We start from the raw sequence: 17178 nt of genomic DNA on the forward strand, positions 1-17178 counted from the left end.
CTAGATCCCGCCTCCGACATCCAGCAGGATGTCGGCGAGCACGTCCTGACGGATCGGCGAGGAGACCTGGAATCCCCGTGGCTCACCGGACCTCAGGGCGTCCCGGACCTCGTGGAACGACTCCTCCACCGCCGCGACGATCTTCTTCGCGGTGCCGCTCGCCTCCCACGCCCGCGGGTACCGCACCTCGATCAGGAGCTCACCCCCGCTGCGGGAGGCGGTGACGTCGAGGGGGTGCGGCAGGTGGTGGTCCCCGTCGGTGGTGATGTCCACCGGCAGGTGGGTGACGGTGATGCCGTCGCCGCTGACCTGGCCGCCCAGGTAGTTGAACCCGACCTGCGGCCGGATGGCGGTCAGCGCGCTCCGTTGCGCGCCCAGGTCGGTGTCGAAGCGCAGCAGGGGGCCGAAGCCGGCGCCCTTGTCCGGCAGCCGGTCGAACGACTGCCGCACCCCGTCCATGGTGTCCGCCACGCTCCGCTCCACCTGGACCAGGTGCGGGAAGGTGCTGGTGAACCAGCCGACGGTCCGGGTGAGGTCGTGGTCGCCCGCGATCGGTTCGCGGCCGTGCCCCTCCAGGGTGAACAGCACCCGCTGCTGACCGGTGACCGAGGCCAGCGCCCGCGCGACGACGGTGAGGACGGTGTCGGCGTGGCTCGCGCCGTGCGCCTCCCGGGCGGCGTCGAACACCGAGAAGTCGTCGGTCTCGGCCAGTCGCACGACCGTCGCGGCGGTCTCGGACCGCTTCACGTCGCGCTCGGCGAACACCTCGCCCGCGTCGCCCGCGCCGCGCGCCAGGTCGAGCCAGTAGGGCAACTGGGCGCGGAAGCCGCCGTCCCGGGCGCGCTGCCGGACCTCGCTCGTCCACGCCGGGAACGGCATGGTCTTGGCGGGCAGCTCGGCGTCCGGGTCGGCGAGGCTGATGGCCAGGTCCTCCAGCAGGACACCCCACGACACGACGTCCACGGCCAGGTGGTGGATCGCGACGGCGAACCGGGCGCCCCCCTCACCCAGCCCGGCGGCCAGGCTGACGACCGGGCCACCGCACACGTCGACCCGCGCCTGCACCGTCTTCAGGTACTCGGCGAGGGCGTCGTCGGAGAGCCCGTCGGGTGCCTGTTCGGCGTGGACGAGCGTCGGGGCGTCGACGTCGCGCAGGCTGAGCCCGCCCTGTTCGTCCACCTCGACGCGGAGCATGTCGTGGTGGCGTACCAGCCGCTCCCCCGCCCGCACGAGCTGCTCCAGCGACACCGGCTGTGCCGGCGTGACCAGCAGGCACTGGTTGAACACCCGGGTCCGGGCGTCCGGGTCGTCGAGGAACGCGAGTTGGATCGGGCTCGCCGTGATCGCCCCGGTCTGCGGCGTCGGGTCGTACGCCCGCTGCGCGGTCCCGGTGTCGGCGGAGCCGGACAGCTTCTCGTCCAGCGTCCGGATGGTCGCGTTGCCGAGGAGGTCCGCGGCCTTGATGGCGACGTCCTGCTCGCGGAGCCGGGCCACGATCTGGATCGCCTTGATCGAGTCGCCGCCCAGCGCGAAGAAGTCGGCGTCGATGTCGTCCACCGGGACGCCCAGCACGTGCTGCCACGCGTCGGCGAGCACCCGCAGGGAGTCGCTCTCCGGCGCCGCAGCCGTCGGTCCCGCCGTGAAGTCGGGCTTCGGCAGCGCGGCCACGTCGACCTTCCCGCTCGCGTTCAGCGGGACCGTGTCGGCCTTGACGATGAAGGACGGCACCATGTAGTCGGGCAGCCGTCGGGCCAGGGCCGACCGCAGCGCCGGCTCGTGGTCCTGGTCGTCCACGTACCCGACCCAGAGGCACAGGCTCCTGCTGCCCTCGGTGGCCTCGTACAGACCCGCGTGCGCCCAGCGGACGTGGGGCTCGTCGAGCGCGACCTGAATGATCTCCGCCAGCTCGATCCGATAGCCCCTGAGCTTGATCTGCTGGTCGACGCGTCCGGTGTAGTAGAGCAGGCCGTTGGTCTTGAAGGTGACGATGTCGCCGGTCTTGTAGAGCCGCTCCCCCGGTACCGCCGGCGAGTACACGAACCGCTCGGCGGTCAGCTCGGGCTGGTTCAGGTAACCGTCGGACAGGCCGGCCCCACCGATGTACAGCTCGCCGTTGACGCCGACCGGCACCGGCTCCAGCCGCTCGTCGAGCACCCACAGCGAGGTGTCGTTGATGGCCGTGCCGATCGGGACGGCGTCGTCGGGGTCCAGCGCGTCGAGCGTGTGGATGGTCGCGAAGACCGTGGTCTCCGTCGGGCCGTAGGCGTGGCTGATCCGGCCCGGTCCGAGCAGGTCGAACGCCCGCTTCACGTGCGCCGGCGAGGCGATCTCGCCACCGAAGATCACTCTGCGGACGGCGCCGAGCGAGCCCGCCGCGTGGTCGATCAGCGCGTTGAACATCGCCGTGGTGATGAAGAAGCTGGTGACCCCGTGCCGCTCGATCGCGGCACCGAGCCGGTCGAGGTCCAGCACGGACGCCTTGTCCAGCAGCACCAGCGACGCGCCGTTGGTCAGCGCCCCGAACATGTCGTAGATGGAGCCGTCGAACGAGTACTCCGAGATCATGAGGAAGACGTCGCTCGGGTCGGCCGCGTAGAAGACGGACCGGTGGACCACCCGCAGCACGCTGCGCTGCCGGATCACCGACCCCTTCGGCACGCCGCTGGTCCCGGACGTGTACATGATGTAGGCCGCGTCGGCGCTGCTGCCCGGCAGTCCCGGGTCACCGCTCTCGGCCGTCGACTCCGCGAGGTGGTGGACGCCGACGATCCGGAGTCGCTCGGAGATCAGTTCCGCCGCCTGCCCGCTGCGGGCGTCGGAGGTGAGCAGGAGGCCGGCGCCCGCGTCGTCCACCATCACCCGCAGCCGCTCGGCCGGGAAGTCGGTGTTCAGTGGCAGGTAGAAGCACCCCGCCTTCAGCACACCGAGGATGGCGGCGACCATGTCGATCGAGCGGTCCAGCAGCAGCGCCACCGGTGAACCGGGCGTCACGCCCAGTCGGATCAGACCGTGCGCGATCCGGTTGGCCCTGGCGTTCAGCTCCCCGTACGTCAGGCTCCGATCGTCGGCGATCAGCGCCGTCCGGTCGGGGGCGGCGGCGACATGCTCCTCGAACAGCCGCGCGATACCGCGGGAGTCCAGCGGCGGCGCGGGTACCGTCGCGAACGTCCGGATCAGCGCGGCCTCCCGCTCGGGCATCAGGTCGAGCGTGCCCACGGGGGTGTCGTCGGCGGCGGCGAGGAAGGACCTGAGCAGCGTCGCGTAGCGCTCCGCGTAGAGCGCCATCGTCTCCTCGCGGAACAGGGCGGTGGAGTACTCCCACCCCAGCAGCAGCGCGCCGTCGGCCTCCCGGGTGCTGAGGGTGATGTCGTACTTGGCGCTGCCGTCGTCGAACTGCAGGGTCCGCTCGTCGTCGGGCTCCAGACCCATGTCGGTGTTCTGGTGCACGAAGCAGACGTCGAACAGTGGCCGGCGGCCGGGTACGCGGGGCGGGTTCAGCTCCTCGACCAGGGACTCCAGCGGGTACTCCTGGTGCTCGAACGCCTCCAGCACGGTGGTCCGCAGGCCGGCGAGGAAGTCGCCGACGCCGGTCGTCGGCGCGGCGGTGACCCGGATGGGCAGCGTGGTGACGAACATGCCCACGAGATCCTGGTAGGTCAGGTCGGGCCGGCCCATCACCGGCGCGCCGATCACGACGTCGCCCTGGCCGCTCAGCCGGGACAGCACCTGCTGGAACACGCCGAGCAGCACCATGTAGAGGGTGAGGTTGTGCGCCCGCGCGTACCGCTTGGCGGCCTCCAGCGTGTCGCCGTCCACGGACGCGAAGAGCGTCGCGCCCGCCGCGGTGGCGACCTCCGCCCGCTGCCAGTCGGTGGTGAGTTGCAGGGTCGGCGCGCCGTCGGCGAACCGGGCGACCCAGTAGTCGCGGTGCGCCACCATGTCGGCGCCGCCCTGCCGCTCGAGCAGGCCGCGGATCGCCGCACGGTAGCTCGACGGCAGCGGCGGCAGCGCGGCGCCCTCCGCGACAGCTCCGAGGTCCCGGAACAGGATGCCCATCGAGGTGCCGTCGGTGATGATGTGGTGGATGTCGATCGCCACGCACGACACGCCGTCGTCGAACTCGAAGTAGCCGACGCGGAACAGCGGGGCGCTGTCGAGCAGGAACGGGCGGACGAACCGCTGCATCTCCCGGCGGGCCGCGCTCTCGTGGCTGTCGCCGTCCGGGAGGGCGCCGAGCCGCCGGTGTTCGACCGCGACCGGCACCTGCGCGTGCACCCGCTGGAAGGGTTCCCCGTCCCGCAGGTGGAACGTCGAGCGGAGGCTGTCGTGCCGTCGCACCAGGACGCGCAGCCACTCCTCCAACTCGGCGGTGTCGAGCGTGCCGGGGCGGATCGTCAGGCCGCTGACGTTGTACGCCACCGACTCCTCGTCGACCTGGCTGGAGACGAACATGCTGCGCTGGGCGGCGGTCAGCGGCAGCTCGTAGGACTCGACGACGTGCTCCACGGGCACCGGGCGGCGGGCCGACCCGCTCAACCGCGACCGGACCAGGCTCTCGTCCACCCCGTGGGCGCGGATCACCACGTCCGCGAACTCGTCGAACGTCGGCTTCGTCAGCAGGGTGGTCGGCGGGATCTCGATGCCGAGCACCGCGTTGAGCAACTGCGTGATCTTCACGGACGAGATCGAGTCGCCGCCGAGGGCGAAGAAGTCGTCGGCGCCGCGGATCGTCGGGTAGCCGAGGATGCCGGACCACACCCCGGCGATCACGGTGCGGGGCACCGCGTCCGCGTCGGACTCCTGGAGCCCTTCGAGGTGCGGCGGCCGGGACAGGATGGACCGGAGCCGGTCGACCGGGTCGGCCGGCTCCGGCTCCTGCTCACCGGGCACCGGATGCGCCCGGACCGTCTCGTCCCACAGCCGCACGTGCTGGAACGGCTGGGGCGGCAACGGTACCCGCCGCACGCCCCCGTCCTGGTCGAGGCCGGCGAAGGGCCGGGCGCGACCCGCCAGGAAGGCGCTGACCGCGTCGCGGAGGTGACCGGACCCGGCACCGAACCGGGACGGCGCGTCGGCGCGCAGCACGACGCCGTCGTCCACCGGGGGCGAGTGGTCGGCCTGCTCCGGGTGCAGCAGCCGGAGCAACCCGTCGCGCAGGCCGGCACGGGTCTCGCACAGGACGACCGCCCGCACGGCCTGGTGCTCGCGGCCCACCTGCATGGTGAAGCACACGTCGGCCAGGCGGTGCTCGGGGTGGCGGTCGAGGTGCTCCAGGTGCAGCGCCGCGGTGCGGGCCAGCAGGTCCTCGCTCCGCGCCGAGATCGGGAAGACCCGCAGCCGGCGTGCCTGGTCGGGGACCGCCGCTCGGGCCGGCGCCTCCTCCAGCACGACGTGGCAGTTCGTGCCGCTCAGGCTGAAGCTGCTCACGCCGGCGCGGCGTGGGGTGTCGCCCTCCTCCCACTCGGTGAGCCGGTCGGCGACGTAGACCGGGCTGTTGGCCAGGTCGAGCAGTTCGTTCGGCACGTCGAAGTGGATCGACGGCGGAATGGTCCGGCGGTCCAGGCACATCAGGGTCTTGATCAGCGACGCCAGTCCCGCGGCCCCGACGGTGTGGCCGATGTTGGTCTTCACGGAGCCGATCGCGCAGAACTGCCGACGGGTGGTGAACTCGGCGAAGGCGCTGGTCAGCCCCTTGATCTCGATCGGGTCACCCAGCGTCGTGCCGGTGCCGTGGGCCTCGATGTAGGACACCGACTCCGGCGCGACGCCGGCCCGCTTCCACGCGCTGACCAGCAGGTTCTTCTGCGCCTGCGCGTTCGGGGCGGTGAGGCCGTTGCTGCGGCCGTCGTTGTTGACCGCGCTGCCGAGGAGCACGCCGTAGACGTGGTCGCCGTCGGCGAGCGCGCGCGAGAGCGGCTTGAGGTAGACCCCGGCCACGCCCTCGCTCCACACCGTCCCGTCGGCCGCCGCGTCGAATGCCCGCACCCGGTGGTCGGCGGACTCGGTCTCGTTGCCGAGGCTGGACGGCGACAGGAAGAGGTTGATGGCGGCGACGAACGCGGTGTCGCAGTCGCCGTTGCGGAGGGCCTTGACCGCCGCGTCCACCGCGACCAGGCCGGACGAGCATCCGGTGTCGATGACGGTGGCCGGGCCGCGCAGGTCGAACAGGTACGACAGCCGGCTGGCCAGGATGCCCGACCACGAGCCGGTGATGGCCGCGAAGTCCATTTCCGAGAGGAACGGCAGGTAGGACGTGATCAGCCGGTGGGTGTGGTCGTTGCCGACGAAGACGCCGGTCCTGGACCCGTACAGCTCGCTCCTGGCGTACCCGGCGTCTTCCATCGTCTCCACCAGCACCTCCAGGAGGTTGCGGTGGTACGGGTCGAGCTGCGTCGCCACGTGCGGCGGGATGCCGAAGTACTCCGCGTCGAACAGGTCGATGCGGTCCAGGTAGCCGCCCTTGCGGACGGCCGAGGTGCCGCCCTCGACCCGGCGGAGGTCGTCCAGACGCAGCGGCGGGAAGTCGCCGATCGACTCACGGCCGTCGACCAGGTTGCGCCAGAACTGCTCCTTGTCCGACGCGCCGGGAAAGCGGCAGGCCATGCCGACGACGGCGACCCGGTCGTCGGTGTCCCGGCCGTCGTCGCCGATCGCCCGGATGAACTCCTTCGCCCGGTCGACGTCCAGCGCCTCCTGCTTGACCTGCATGAGCAGGTACCGCAGCAGGTCCTTCTTGAGCTCGGCGTTCGACCTCATGCCTGGTTCCTCCCCGCACCGTCGGCGTCGGCGGCGAACATGGTGGTGAGCTCCGCGTCGCCGATCTCCGCCAAGACGTCCTGGAGTGACTGGTCCATATCCCCGAAGTCCGCCGCGCCCGGCTCGGCCGGCTCGGCCGGACCGGACTCCGCCGCGATGCGCTCGTCGATGTAGCCGGCGAGGCTGGCGACGCTCGCGTAGGAGTACAGGTCGGCGATGTCGATCCGGCCGGGGTAGACGTCCTCGACCCGCTGCAACAACTGCGCCGTCATCAGCGAGTTGCCGCCCAGGTCCTGGAAGCTCGCGTGGGCGTCGACCTCCGCCATGCCGAGCACCGCGCCGTAGACCGCACCGATCCTGAGCTGGGTCTGGTTCGGGTCGGACAGGCCGACGACCCGGACCTCGGTCGTCTCGCCGGCCGAGGACGCCCCGCCCGCACCCGCCCGCGCGACGGCGTCGGCGACGTCGTCGTCGAGCAGGAACGGCATCTCGTCCAGCCGTTCGTGCAGGACCCCGAGGTCGAACCGGGTCGGGATGACGCCGTCGGCCGGTTCGCGCAGGAAGTGGCTCAGCCAGGCCAGGCCGTCCTTCACGGTGAGGGCACGGAACGGCGAGTCGCCGTCGCCGATCCCGTACTGCACCGCCATGCCCACCTCGGACCAGGTCGGCCAGTTGATCGACAGCGCGCGGACGCCCTCGGCCCGCGCCCGCACCGCCAGGGAGTCCATGAACGCGTTGGCGCTGCAGTAGTCGCCCTGCCCCTGCCCGCCGGTGATCGCGGTGATGGACGAGAAGAACACCAGGAAGGCGCCGGGGTGTTCCTTCGCCAGTTCCACCAGGGCGATGCTGCCGTCGACCTTGGGCGCCAGCACGGCGTCGAAGACCGGGCGGGGCTTGTTCGCCAGGAACCCGTCGCCCGCCACACCCGCGGCGTGGACGATGCCGCCGAGGGTCACGGCCTCCTCCCGCAGGCGCGCGGCCAGACCGCGCACGTCGGCGTCCCGCGACACGTCGCACTCGACGTACTCGGCTCCGGCGATCTTCTCGACGCGCCGCGCGGTCTCCTCGGCCAGGGTCCTGCGGCCCAGCAGGATGATCCGCTCGGCGCCCTCGTTGGCCATCTCCTCGGCGATGCTGAGGCCGAGGCCGCCCGCGCCACCGGTGACCACGAACGTCCCGCCCCGGTACGGCGACTCGCCCGTCGCGTCGGCCGTCTCGGCGTACCGCAGGCGCCGCAGGTAGGTCTGCGAGCCGCGCACGGCCCGCAGCACACCGCCCGAGCCGCCCGTCGCCTCCCGCAGGAGGAAGTCCAGGTCCACGTCCGTCCCCGCGTCCAGCACGTCCACCAGCAGGTGCCGGTGCTCCTGCCCGACCACCTGCGCGAGCGACTCGGTGGCGGCGGAGTACGGATCGGTGACCCCGTCACCGGGCCCGACCTGCCAGGCGTGCCGGCCCAGGACCTTCAGACCACGGGCGAGTTTGACCCGGGACGCCACGAAGGCGCGGTACAGCTCGAACAGCGCGTCCACGCCGGCTGCCCGCCGCTGCCCGGGGGTGAGCGCCGCCTCGCCGGTGACGTCGGGTGCGGTGACGTCGGTGGCGAACAGGACGCCGTCGACCCCCTCCTGCCGCAGCCGTTGCGCCACCAGCCCCGCGCCGGCCTCGTCCAGGGCGAACACGTCCCGACCGGGGTCGGTCCGCTCGCCGACGTAACACGGGACGACCCGGTGCCCCTGCGCCTCGACCGCGGCGACCAGCCGCCTGCCGGCCGGGTTGTCCAGCACCACCGGCGCCCACACCCCGCCGCCGGTCGCCTCCGCCGCCACCCGGGGCACCGCGAGCCACTCGACCTGGAGGAAGCGGCGCGGACCGGCCAGGCTGAACCGTTGCCAGTCGACCTTCTTCACGGTGTAGTCGGTGATCCGCGCGAACGGCTCACCGTCCACGTCGACGAGGTCCACGTCGTAGGTGATGGTCTCGCCCTCGTGGCTGTCGTCGCGGACGGTACGGATCAGCGAGTAGAACGTCTCCGGCATGGGCCGGTGCAGGACGAAGCTCTTGTACATGTACGGCAGGAACGTCTCGCCGCTGTTCTGCGAGATCAGGTTCACCGCGTTGTCGAGCTTGGCCGGGTGCAGCCCGAACGTCTCGCTGGAGACGCCCTCGGGGAGGCGCAGCAGGGTCAACGCGCCGGTCTCGTGCTTCCACACCGCCCGGACGTTGTCCCAGCGCGCACCGAACTGGAACACGCCCGTGTCGGTCTCGGTGGGGTACGGGTCGGTCACCTCGACCGCGGCGCGCTTCTGGGCGTCGATGTCGACGGGTGCCGCCGGGCCGGCGTCGCCCAACGGGCTGATCCGACCCTCGACGTGCGTGACCCACTCGCCGTCCTGCGAGCTGGCCACCTGGAAGGAGTAACCCCGCTCCAGCCGGTCCAGCCGGGTTCGCACGGTCGCCTCCTCCCCCTCCTCGACGGCGAGGGGGACCAGGAAGAACACGTTGTCGAACCGCATGCTGCCGGTGTTCTCCACCGCGGCCAGCGCGGCCCGCGCCATCTCCAGGTACGTCGTGCCGGGCACCACGGGCCGGTGCTCGATGCGGTGGTCGGACAGCACCCAGTGCCGGTCGACCGACAGGGTGTTCTCGAACACGACCGCGGTGTCCGAGCGGCTGATCTCCACGCCCAGCAGGGGGTTGGTCTCGGTGCCGCCGAAGCTCCGCACGCTCGTGCGCATGGGCCTGGCCCAGTGGCGGATCTTCTCGAACGGGTAGGTGGGCAGGGGTACCCGCTGACGCGGCTCGTCGGCGTAGAACGCGGCGAAGTCGACGCGGGCGCCGCGGACGTAGGCGTCGGCCAGCTCGGTGAGGGCGGCGGTGTCGCCCCGCGAGCGGTACTCGGCGAGTGTGGCGTTGGCCGCGTCGGAGAGCCGCTTGCCGGTCTGGGCGGTGATGTCGCCGGGGCCCAGGTCGCTTCTCTTGTCGCTGACGACGGCGTGTACGCCGTGGTGGACGCCCTGCTGCTCGTCGGTGCCGAGACCGCGCCGCCGGAGCCGGTCGACCGACTCGGCCAGCTGCTCCTTCGTCGCCGCGATCACCATGACCCGGTGTTCGTGGTGACCCCGGCCGACGTTGGAGGTGTAGCAGATGTCGGCGAGCGACCACGGGCTGTCCGCCAGCACGGCCGCGTACCCGTCGAGCAGCTCCGTCAGGGCCGCCTCGGTCTTGGCGCTGACGGTGAAGCAGTAGCGCTCCCGTAGCTGCTGCCCGGCGCGGTAGCGGGGTGCCTCCTCCAGCACCATGTGGCAGTTCGTGCGGATGAAGCCGAACGAGCTGATCCCGGCCCGCCGGGGTTCGCCGTTGGTGTCCCACGGCATGAGCCGGTCGTTGACGTACAGCGGGCTGTCGGTGAAGTCGATGTAGGGGTTGGGCACGTCGAAGTTCGCCGAGGGCGCCAGCAGGCCGGATTCGAGCGACTTGACGACCTTCGCCAGCGAGGCCGACCCGGACGCGGCCACCATGTGACCCATGGTGGTCTTGAGCGATCCGATACCGCAGAACTGCCTGCGGTCGGTGTGCCGGCGGAACGCGTTGGTCAGGCCCTTGACCTCGATCGGGTCACCGAGAACGGTCCCGGTGCCGTGGGCCTCCACGTACGTGATCGTCTCCGCCGGCACGTCCGCCTTGGCCCAGGCGTCGAGGATGACCCGCTCCTGCATCAGCGCGTTGGGCGCGGTGATGCTGTTCGACGTGCCGTCGTTGTTGACGGCGGAGGCCTTGATGACGGCGCGCACGTGGTCGCGGTCGGCCAGCGCCTTCTTCAGCGGCTTGAGCAGCACGATGCCGGCGCCTTCGCCCCACAGGGTGCCGTTGGCGTGGGCGTCGAAGGTGCGCACGATGTCGTCGCCGGAGACCACGTTGTCCATCGTCGCGCCGGACAGGAAGCTGGTCTTCGGCTCGCCGCCGGAGGACAGGTTGATGCCGCCCGCCAGGGCCATGTCGCACTCGCCGAGCAGCAGCGACTGGATGGCCTGGTGGACGCTGACACTGCCGGCGGAGCACGCGGTGTCGGTCATGATGCAGGGGCCCTTGAGGTCCAGCAGGTAGGAGATGCGGCTGGCGACCATCCCCTCCCACGAGCCGGACAACTGCATCGGGTGCCGCTCGGAGAACATCCGGTAGTAGGAGTAGTTCGACTGGTCGCGGCCGAGGAACACCCCGGTCCTCGACCCGATCGCGCTCTCGCCGCCGTAGCCCGCGTTCTCCAGCGCCTCGTACGCCACTTCCAGCGCGATGCGCTGGTTCGGGTCCATGTAGTCCGCTTCGAGCGGGGGGATGCCGAAGAAACGGGAGTCGAAGTGGTCGATCCGGTCCAGGTAACCGCTCACGGAGTAGAGCCGGTCCAGGTCGGCCTCGTCGACCGGCCGGCCCAGCATGACCTCCGCGTAGTACGGGTTGCGGAGGATGTCGTACATGTCCTCCTTGCGGGACTGCGGATAGTCCCGGATGCAGTCCCGGCTCACCTTGAGGAACTCCCAGAACTGGTCGACGTTCTTGGCCTCGGCGAACCGACCGGCCAGTCCGATGACCGCGATGTCCTCGTGCAGGTTCGCTTCCGACAGTTCGAGCAGCAACCGCTTGGTGCGGTCACGGTCGATCTGCTTGTTGACGAACTGCTCGAGGATGAAATCCTTCACGCTGCTCATCTGGCGTCCGTTTCCTCAAGTTGGCCCTGGCTGCCGTCGACCGTGATCGCGCCCTGTTCCAGCAGGTCCAGTAGTTTGTCGATGTCGCCCTCGTCCGCCCTGGCTGCCGGCGGCGGCCCGTCGGCGACCAGCTCGGCCGGGTGCAGCCTGGCCCTCAGGCAGGCCACCTGGGCGGCGACGGTGGTGTGGCGGAAGAGGTCCGTGATGTCCATCAGACCCGGGTAGCGCTCGTCGTAGAGCTTCAGCATCTGCGCCGTCAGCAGCGAGTTGCCGCCGAGGTCACCGAAGTCCTCGTACGCGTCGAGCACGTCGAGGTCGAGCGCTTCCGCCCAGATCCCCGCGACGCCCCGTTCGAGGTCGCCGACCTCGTCGAGCCCGTGCACCTCGACGGAGCGCCCGACCGCGCTCCGGCCGGCGTCACGCGGCACCTGCCGGGTCGCCTTGCGCATCCGGCCGGGCATGAGCACCGGCGGATGGCCACCGGAGGTCATCAGGGCGTCGAGCAGGTCCACCGCCTCGGCGGTGTCCAGCGGCGGGAACAACTCGTCCTCGTCGGCCGCGTCCATGCGCTGGGCGATGCCGGTCTCGCGCCACGCCGGCCACTGGATGCTCAGGCCGGGCAGCCGCTCGCGGTCGCGGTGCTGCGCCAGGCTGTCCAGCACCAGGTTCGCCGCCGTGTAGTCGGACTGGCCCGCGTTCAGCAGGAGCCCGGCGATGCTGGAGAACGCGACGAAGTAGTCGGGCCGGTCCGCCAGCGTGGCCTCGTGCAGGTACACCCCGCCCAGCGCCTTGGGCCGGTAGACCGCCATGAACTCGTCGAAATTCTTCGTGTACAGGAACCCGACGCCGGGCCGCCCGGCGAGGTGCAGCACGCCGGATATCCGGCCGTGCCGCGCGCGCAGGTCGCGCACCGTCCCCTCGACCGCCCGCCGGTCGCCCAGGTCGAGCCGGACGACCTCGAACACGTCCAGGTCGCGCTCGAACTCCGACCACTCCGGCCGGGTCCCGGCCGCCCGGTCGGACCCGAGCAGGACGAGTTTGCGCACGCCCCGCCGGATCAGGTGCCGCGCCACGGCGGTGCCGAGGTCGCCCGTGCCACCCGACACGACGGTCACCCCGTCGCCACCGGGCAACGGCGCCCGGTCACCGTGGGGCAGCGGGATCGGCTGCCGTCTCACCTGCGGCTCGTACGGCTGCCCGTTGCGGTAGAGCAGGAACGGCGGCCGGTCGGCGGCGGTGGCCTCCCCCACCAGCAGCGCCGGGCCGGTGTGCTCGTCACTGTCGACGCACCGGATGCCGAGCGCCTTGTACTCCAGGGCCGCGACGCGCATCATGCCGAGCAGGCCGGCCTGGCCGGGGTGCAGCGCCGTCTCGTCACCGGTGACCGCGAGGGCGTTGTGCGTCAGGGCCACCAGGCCGCCGGCGAACCCGAGCTGCCGCTCCGAGATGAGCTTGAGCAGGCCCAACGCCCGTTCGACCGGCTCACTCGTGCCGTCGGCGAGCGGGGCCTCCCCGGCCGGCTGGCAGCCCAGCACGCCGAAGGCGAACTCGCGGCGCTCACCGAGCCGCTCGTCGCCGACCGCGTCGGCGACGTTCGACACCTGGACGCAGTCGTAGCCGGACGCGTCGAGGTGCCCCCGGAGGCCGGCGAACGTGGTACCGAAGTCCCCGCAGAGCAGGACGGTCCCCCGGCCCTGCCGGGCCGGCGCCGGCAGGGCGACGCGCCGGTAGGTCTGGACGTACCCGTACTCGCCGGGCCCCGTGACGTCGAGGTCGACCGCCGACTTGATGCAGTAGTTGTCCACCGTCAGCAGCACCCGACCGGTCGGGTCGACCACGGTCACGTCGAACGCGTACAGCGCACCGGCCACGGACTCGGGCCGCGTGCGGAAGTGGGCGAGCACCCGGGCGGGCAGTGAGTCGCGGACGGTCAGCACGCCGTAGGAGAACGGCAGGTACAGCCGTTCCTGGTCGTAGACGTTGCTCGGCGCGTTGATGACGGTGTCGAACAGCGAGGGGTGCAGGACGTAGTCCGGCAGCTCGGCCCGGTACCGCGACGGCAGCTCGAACTCGTACAGCAGCTCGGTCGACTCCGGGTCGGCGTGCCCGGCGCCCAACGTGGCGGTCCACCGGTCGCTGACGTCCAGCCCCTTGGCGTGGTCGGAGCCCTCGGGTTCCTGCAGCGGCCGGTCCAACCGCCGCCGCAGGCCCTCGACGTCGAGCGCCGCGACCGGCTCGGCGACGACGTCGCGGACCAGTTCGCCCCGGGCGTTCTCCACCCAGTCACCGTCGGCGCCCCGACTGGCGATGGTGACGGTGCTGATGTCGCCCGAGGTCTCGAAGATGACGTGCACCTCCTTCTCCTCGCCGTCGGCCACCGCGAGCGGGGCAGCGAAGAGAAGGTTGCGCAGCGTCACGTCCGATTCAGCCAGGCCGAGCCGCCGCGCCGACGTCACGACCATCTCGACCAGCCCGGTACCGGGCAGCACGCTGACGCCGTGGATGCGGTGTTCGGCCAGTTCCCAGAAGTTCTCGGGGGCGAGCCGGCACACCACGATGTCGCGGCGCAGCGAGCGCACCACGTCCGCGCCGTCGACCAGGCCCCGACGGCCCTGGTTGACGGGGTCGATCCAGCACGGGGTCCGCTCGAACGGGTACGTGGGCAGCGACGTCCGGCGGCCGCCCCCGGGCGCGGCCCGCTGCCAGTCGACCTCGGCGCCGCGCGCGTAGAGGGACGCCAACCGGCGCAGCGCGGCGCGGTCGGTCGCCACGGCGGTGGCGGCCACGACCCTCGCGGCCTCCCGGTTCAGCTCGTCGTGCTCGGCGTGCAGCAGGTCGTGCGGCTCGCGCTTGTCGCCCCGCTCCAGCACCAGGCGGAACGTGCCCCGGCTCAGGTCCGGATTCGCGCTCCCGCCCTCGCCGCCCGCGACGAACTGTGCCAGCAGCGTGTCGAGTTCCGCCCGGCTCCCGAAGACGAAGGCGGCGCGCACGCCGTGGTGCAACCGGCCGACCGACGCGGTGAAGGCGAGATCGGCGAGGTCCACCTCGTGCCGGGACAGGAATTCGCGGTACCGCTCGGCGAGCCTGGTCAACGCCGGGGCGTTCTGGGCGCTCAGCGGCAGCAGGAAGCAGGACGGCGAGCCCACGCCGGCACGGTCGCCGGCCGGCACCGGGTCCGCGCTGCGCAGCACGAGGTGACAGTTCGTCCCGCTCAGCCCGAAGCTGTTGATGCCGGCGAACAACGTCTCCCGCTCGTCGTCGGACCAGGCCACCGTCCGGTCGTTGACGAACACGGGCGTCTGCGCGAACGCGATGTTCTGGTTGGGCTCCTCGAAGTTGAGGCTCGCCGGCAGGACCCGGTGCTTGAGCGACAGGACGAGTTTGGCCAGCCCCGCGAGGCCGGAGGCGTTGTCCATGTGGCCGATGTACGTCTTGACCGTGCCGATACCGCAGAACTGCTTGCGGGCGGTCTGCCGGGAGAACGCCCGCTCGATGCCGCTGACCTCGACGGGGTCGCCGAGCCTGGTCGCGGTGCCGTGCGCCTCGATGAAGCTGACCTGCTCGGCCCGGACCCCGGCGTCGGCGAGGGCCTCGGTGATGAGGTCGGCCTGCGCGTCGGCGTTGGGCGCGGTGATGCCGTTCGACGCCCCGTCCTGGTTGACCGCGCCGCCCATGATCACGGCGTGGATGTTGTCGCCGTCGCGCCGCGCCCGCTCCAGTGCCTTGAGCACGAAGACGACACACCCTTCGGCGGCGGTGGTGCCGTCGGACCTCTGGTCGAACGTGCGGGTGTGCCGGTCCGCGGCCAGCGTGTCCTGGATGTCCTTGACGCCGATGCCGGACTCGTCGTCGGCGTCGACCGGCAGCAGGTCGGTCTTGACCGCGCCGACGATCGCCATCGAGCACTCGCCGTTCTGGATCGCCCGGTACGCCGTGTACGCGGCCACCAGGCCCGACGAGCAGGCCGTGTCCACCAGCAGCGACGGTCCCCGCAAATCCAGCAGGTAGGCGATCCGGCTGGCGATCATCGACCGGATGTTGCCGGCGACCGCGATCTCGGGCGCGCCGGGGTCGACCGCCTGGATGATCGCCCGGTAGTCCTCGCCGAAGTCGGCCGACATGCCCGCGTAGACGCCGACCTTCCCACCGCCGATGTCCTTGTTCAGGTAGCCGGCGTCCTCGAGCGCGGCCCAGGCGGTCTCCAGGAAGATCCGCTGGTTCGGGTCGATCGCCTTGGCTTCCTGCCGGGACAGCGAGAAGAACCGGTAGTCGAACTCGGAGACGCTGGGCAGCCGGGTGCCGCCGGAGTAGCGCTCGGCCGCGATCGGCAGCCGCACGCCGCGTGCGGCGAGGTAGGCGTCGACGTCGGCCCGTCGGGCTTCCGGCAGGTCCCGGTACCCCTCCTCGCCGCGCAGCAGCCCCGACCAGAACTCGTCGAGGTTCTCCGCCTCGCCGACCCGACCGCTCATCCCGATGATGGCGACGGGTTCGGCTCTGCGCCGTGGGCTGGAGCGCGTGACGAGGACGTCGGAACCGTCCGGGGGTCCCGTCAGGTCCAGGTCGTCAAGATCGAGCAGGGAGCTCATGTGGCGAGCGCCCCCGCGATCGTCCGGAGGCCGGCCTCACGGGTGCGGCGCAGGATCGACTCGATGCGCTCCCGCTGCTCGGCCTCGGGCACCCGCTTTGTCCGCATGATGGTGAGCAGCAGGTCCAACGCGGCCTGTTTCTGCTGGTCGGAGAGCGACTCCTGGTCGAGCTTGCTCAGCTCCTGGAGCTTGCGGTACGACAGGACGACGCCGTTGTGGTACTCGTCGGCGTCGAAGTTCCGGTTCCGGGTGGCCGCGGCGGCACCCAGGCACAGCCCGACCACCCCCGGCTCGCGCTTCCTCAGCTCGACGAGGTGGTCGAGCACCGCGCCGACCCGGTCGGGCTCCTCGTCCAGGCTGTACACCTCGCCCGAGCCGACGGCACCGGTGAGCATCTTCTTCAGGACCTGCTTCGGCCCGACCTCGATCCACACCGCCGCCTTGCGGTCCACGAGGGACGCCACGATGTCGCTCCACCGGACCGGACTGGTCAGCTGGACGGCCAGCGCCTCCCGGATGGCCTCGGCGCTCTCGTACGCCTCGCCGGTGACGTTGCTGTAGACCGGGACGGCGGGCTCGGCGATCGTGACCTCGTTCAGGGCCTTGGTGTACTCGGGCAGCGCGCCGGCCATGAACGTGCTGTGGAACGCGCCGGCGACGTTGAGCTTGACCGCCCTCCCCCCACGGTCCTCGAGGTGGGCGGTGATGCCCTTCAGGTCGTCCAGGGTGCCCGACAGCACGGTCTGCAGCTCGCCGTTGTAGTTGGCGACCTGCACGTCGTGACCCGCCGCGTTGAAGTCCTCGACGCACTTCTCCACGTCGGCGACCGGCATCCGCACCGCGGCGATCATCCCGGTGCCGCTCTCCGCGGCGCAGCCCTCCATCGCCTCACCGCGCACCTTGACCAGGCGTACCGCGTCCTCGAACGTCAGCGCGCCCGCCGCGAGCAACGCGGTGATCTCCCCCAGGCTGTGCCCGGTCAGGTAGGAGACCGGCACCTTCCGCCCCGCGGTCATCACCTCGTACATCGAGTAGCTGAGGACCAGCAGCGAGACCTGGGCGTACCTGGTCCTGGTCACCTCGGCGGGCGGCGCGGTGAAGCACAGGTCGGCGAGCGAGTATCCGACGATGTC

General features: G+C 71.4%; 4 protein-coding genes (1 of these 4 cut by a window edge). All 4 read right to left on the bottom strand.

What is annotated here, in order from left to right; all coding sequences use genetic code 11:
* Tightly spaced (each overlapping or abutting the next), the 4 genes in view from ACQUFX_RS12620 to ACQUFX_RS12635 form a layout consistent with a single transcriptional unit that may run on beyond the window.
* On the bottom strand, positions 1–6756 hold the full coding sequence (locus tag ACQUFX_RS12620) for an amino acid adenylation domain-containing protein (protein ID WP_428966211.1): 6756 nt from the start codon (positions 6754–6756) through the stop codon (positions 1–3).
* Positions 6753–11459, bottom strand: a complete 4707-nt coding sequence (locus tag ACQUFX_RS12625; RefSeq protein ID WP_428966212.1) for an SDR family NAD(P)-dependent oxidoreductase — start codon at positions 11457–11459, stop codon at positions 6753–6755. The genes ACQUFX_RS12620 and ACQUFX_RS12625 overlap by 4 nt, the downstream gene beginning before the upstream one ends.
* Positions 11456–16045 (bottom strand): SDR family NAD(P)-dependent oxidoreductase, encoded by a 4590-nt coding sequence (locus tag ACQUFX_RS12630; RefSeq protein WP_428966213.1) that lies wholly within the window; start codon positions 16043–16045, stop codon positions 11456–11458. The genes ACQUFX_RS12625 and ACQUFX_RS12630 overlap by 4 nt, the downstream gene beginning before the upstream one ends.
* Positions 16042–17178: the 3' portion of an ACP S-malonyltransferase gene (locus ACQUFX_RS12635; RefSeq protein ID WP_428966214.1), read on the bottom strand. It continues 111 nt past the right edge of the window; 1137 of the gene's 1248 nt are visible here — the last part of the coding sequence; its start codon lies beyond the right edge, outside the window — the gene reads right to left on this strand; the stop codon is at positions 16042–16044. The genes ACQUFX_RS12630 and ACQUFX_RS12635 overlap by 4 nt, the downstream gene beginning before the upstream one ends.

The sequence above is a fragment of the Micromonospora fluostatini genome, assembly GCF_050410825.1.
Classification (GTDB): Bacteria; Actinomycetota; Actinomycetes; order Mycobacteriales; family Micromonosporaceae; genus Micromonospora; species Micromonospora rosaria.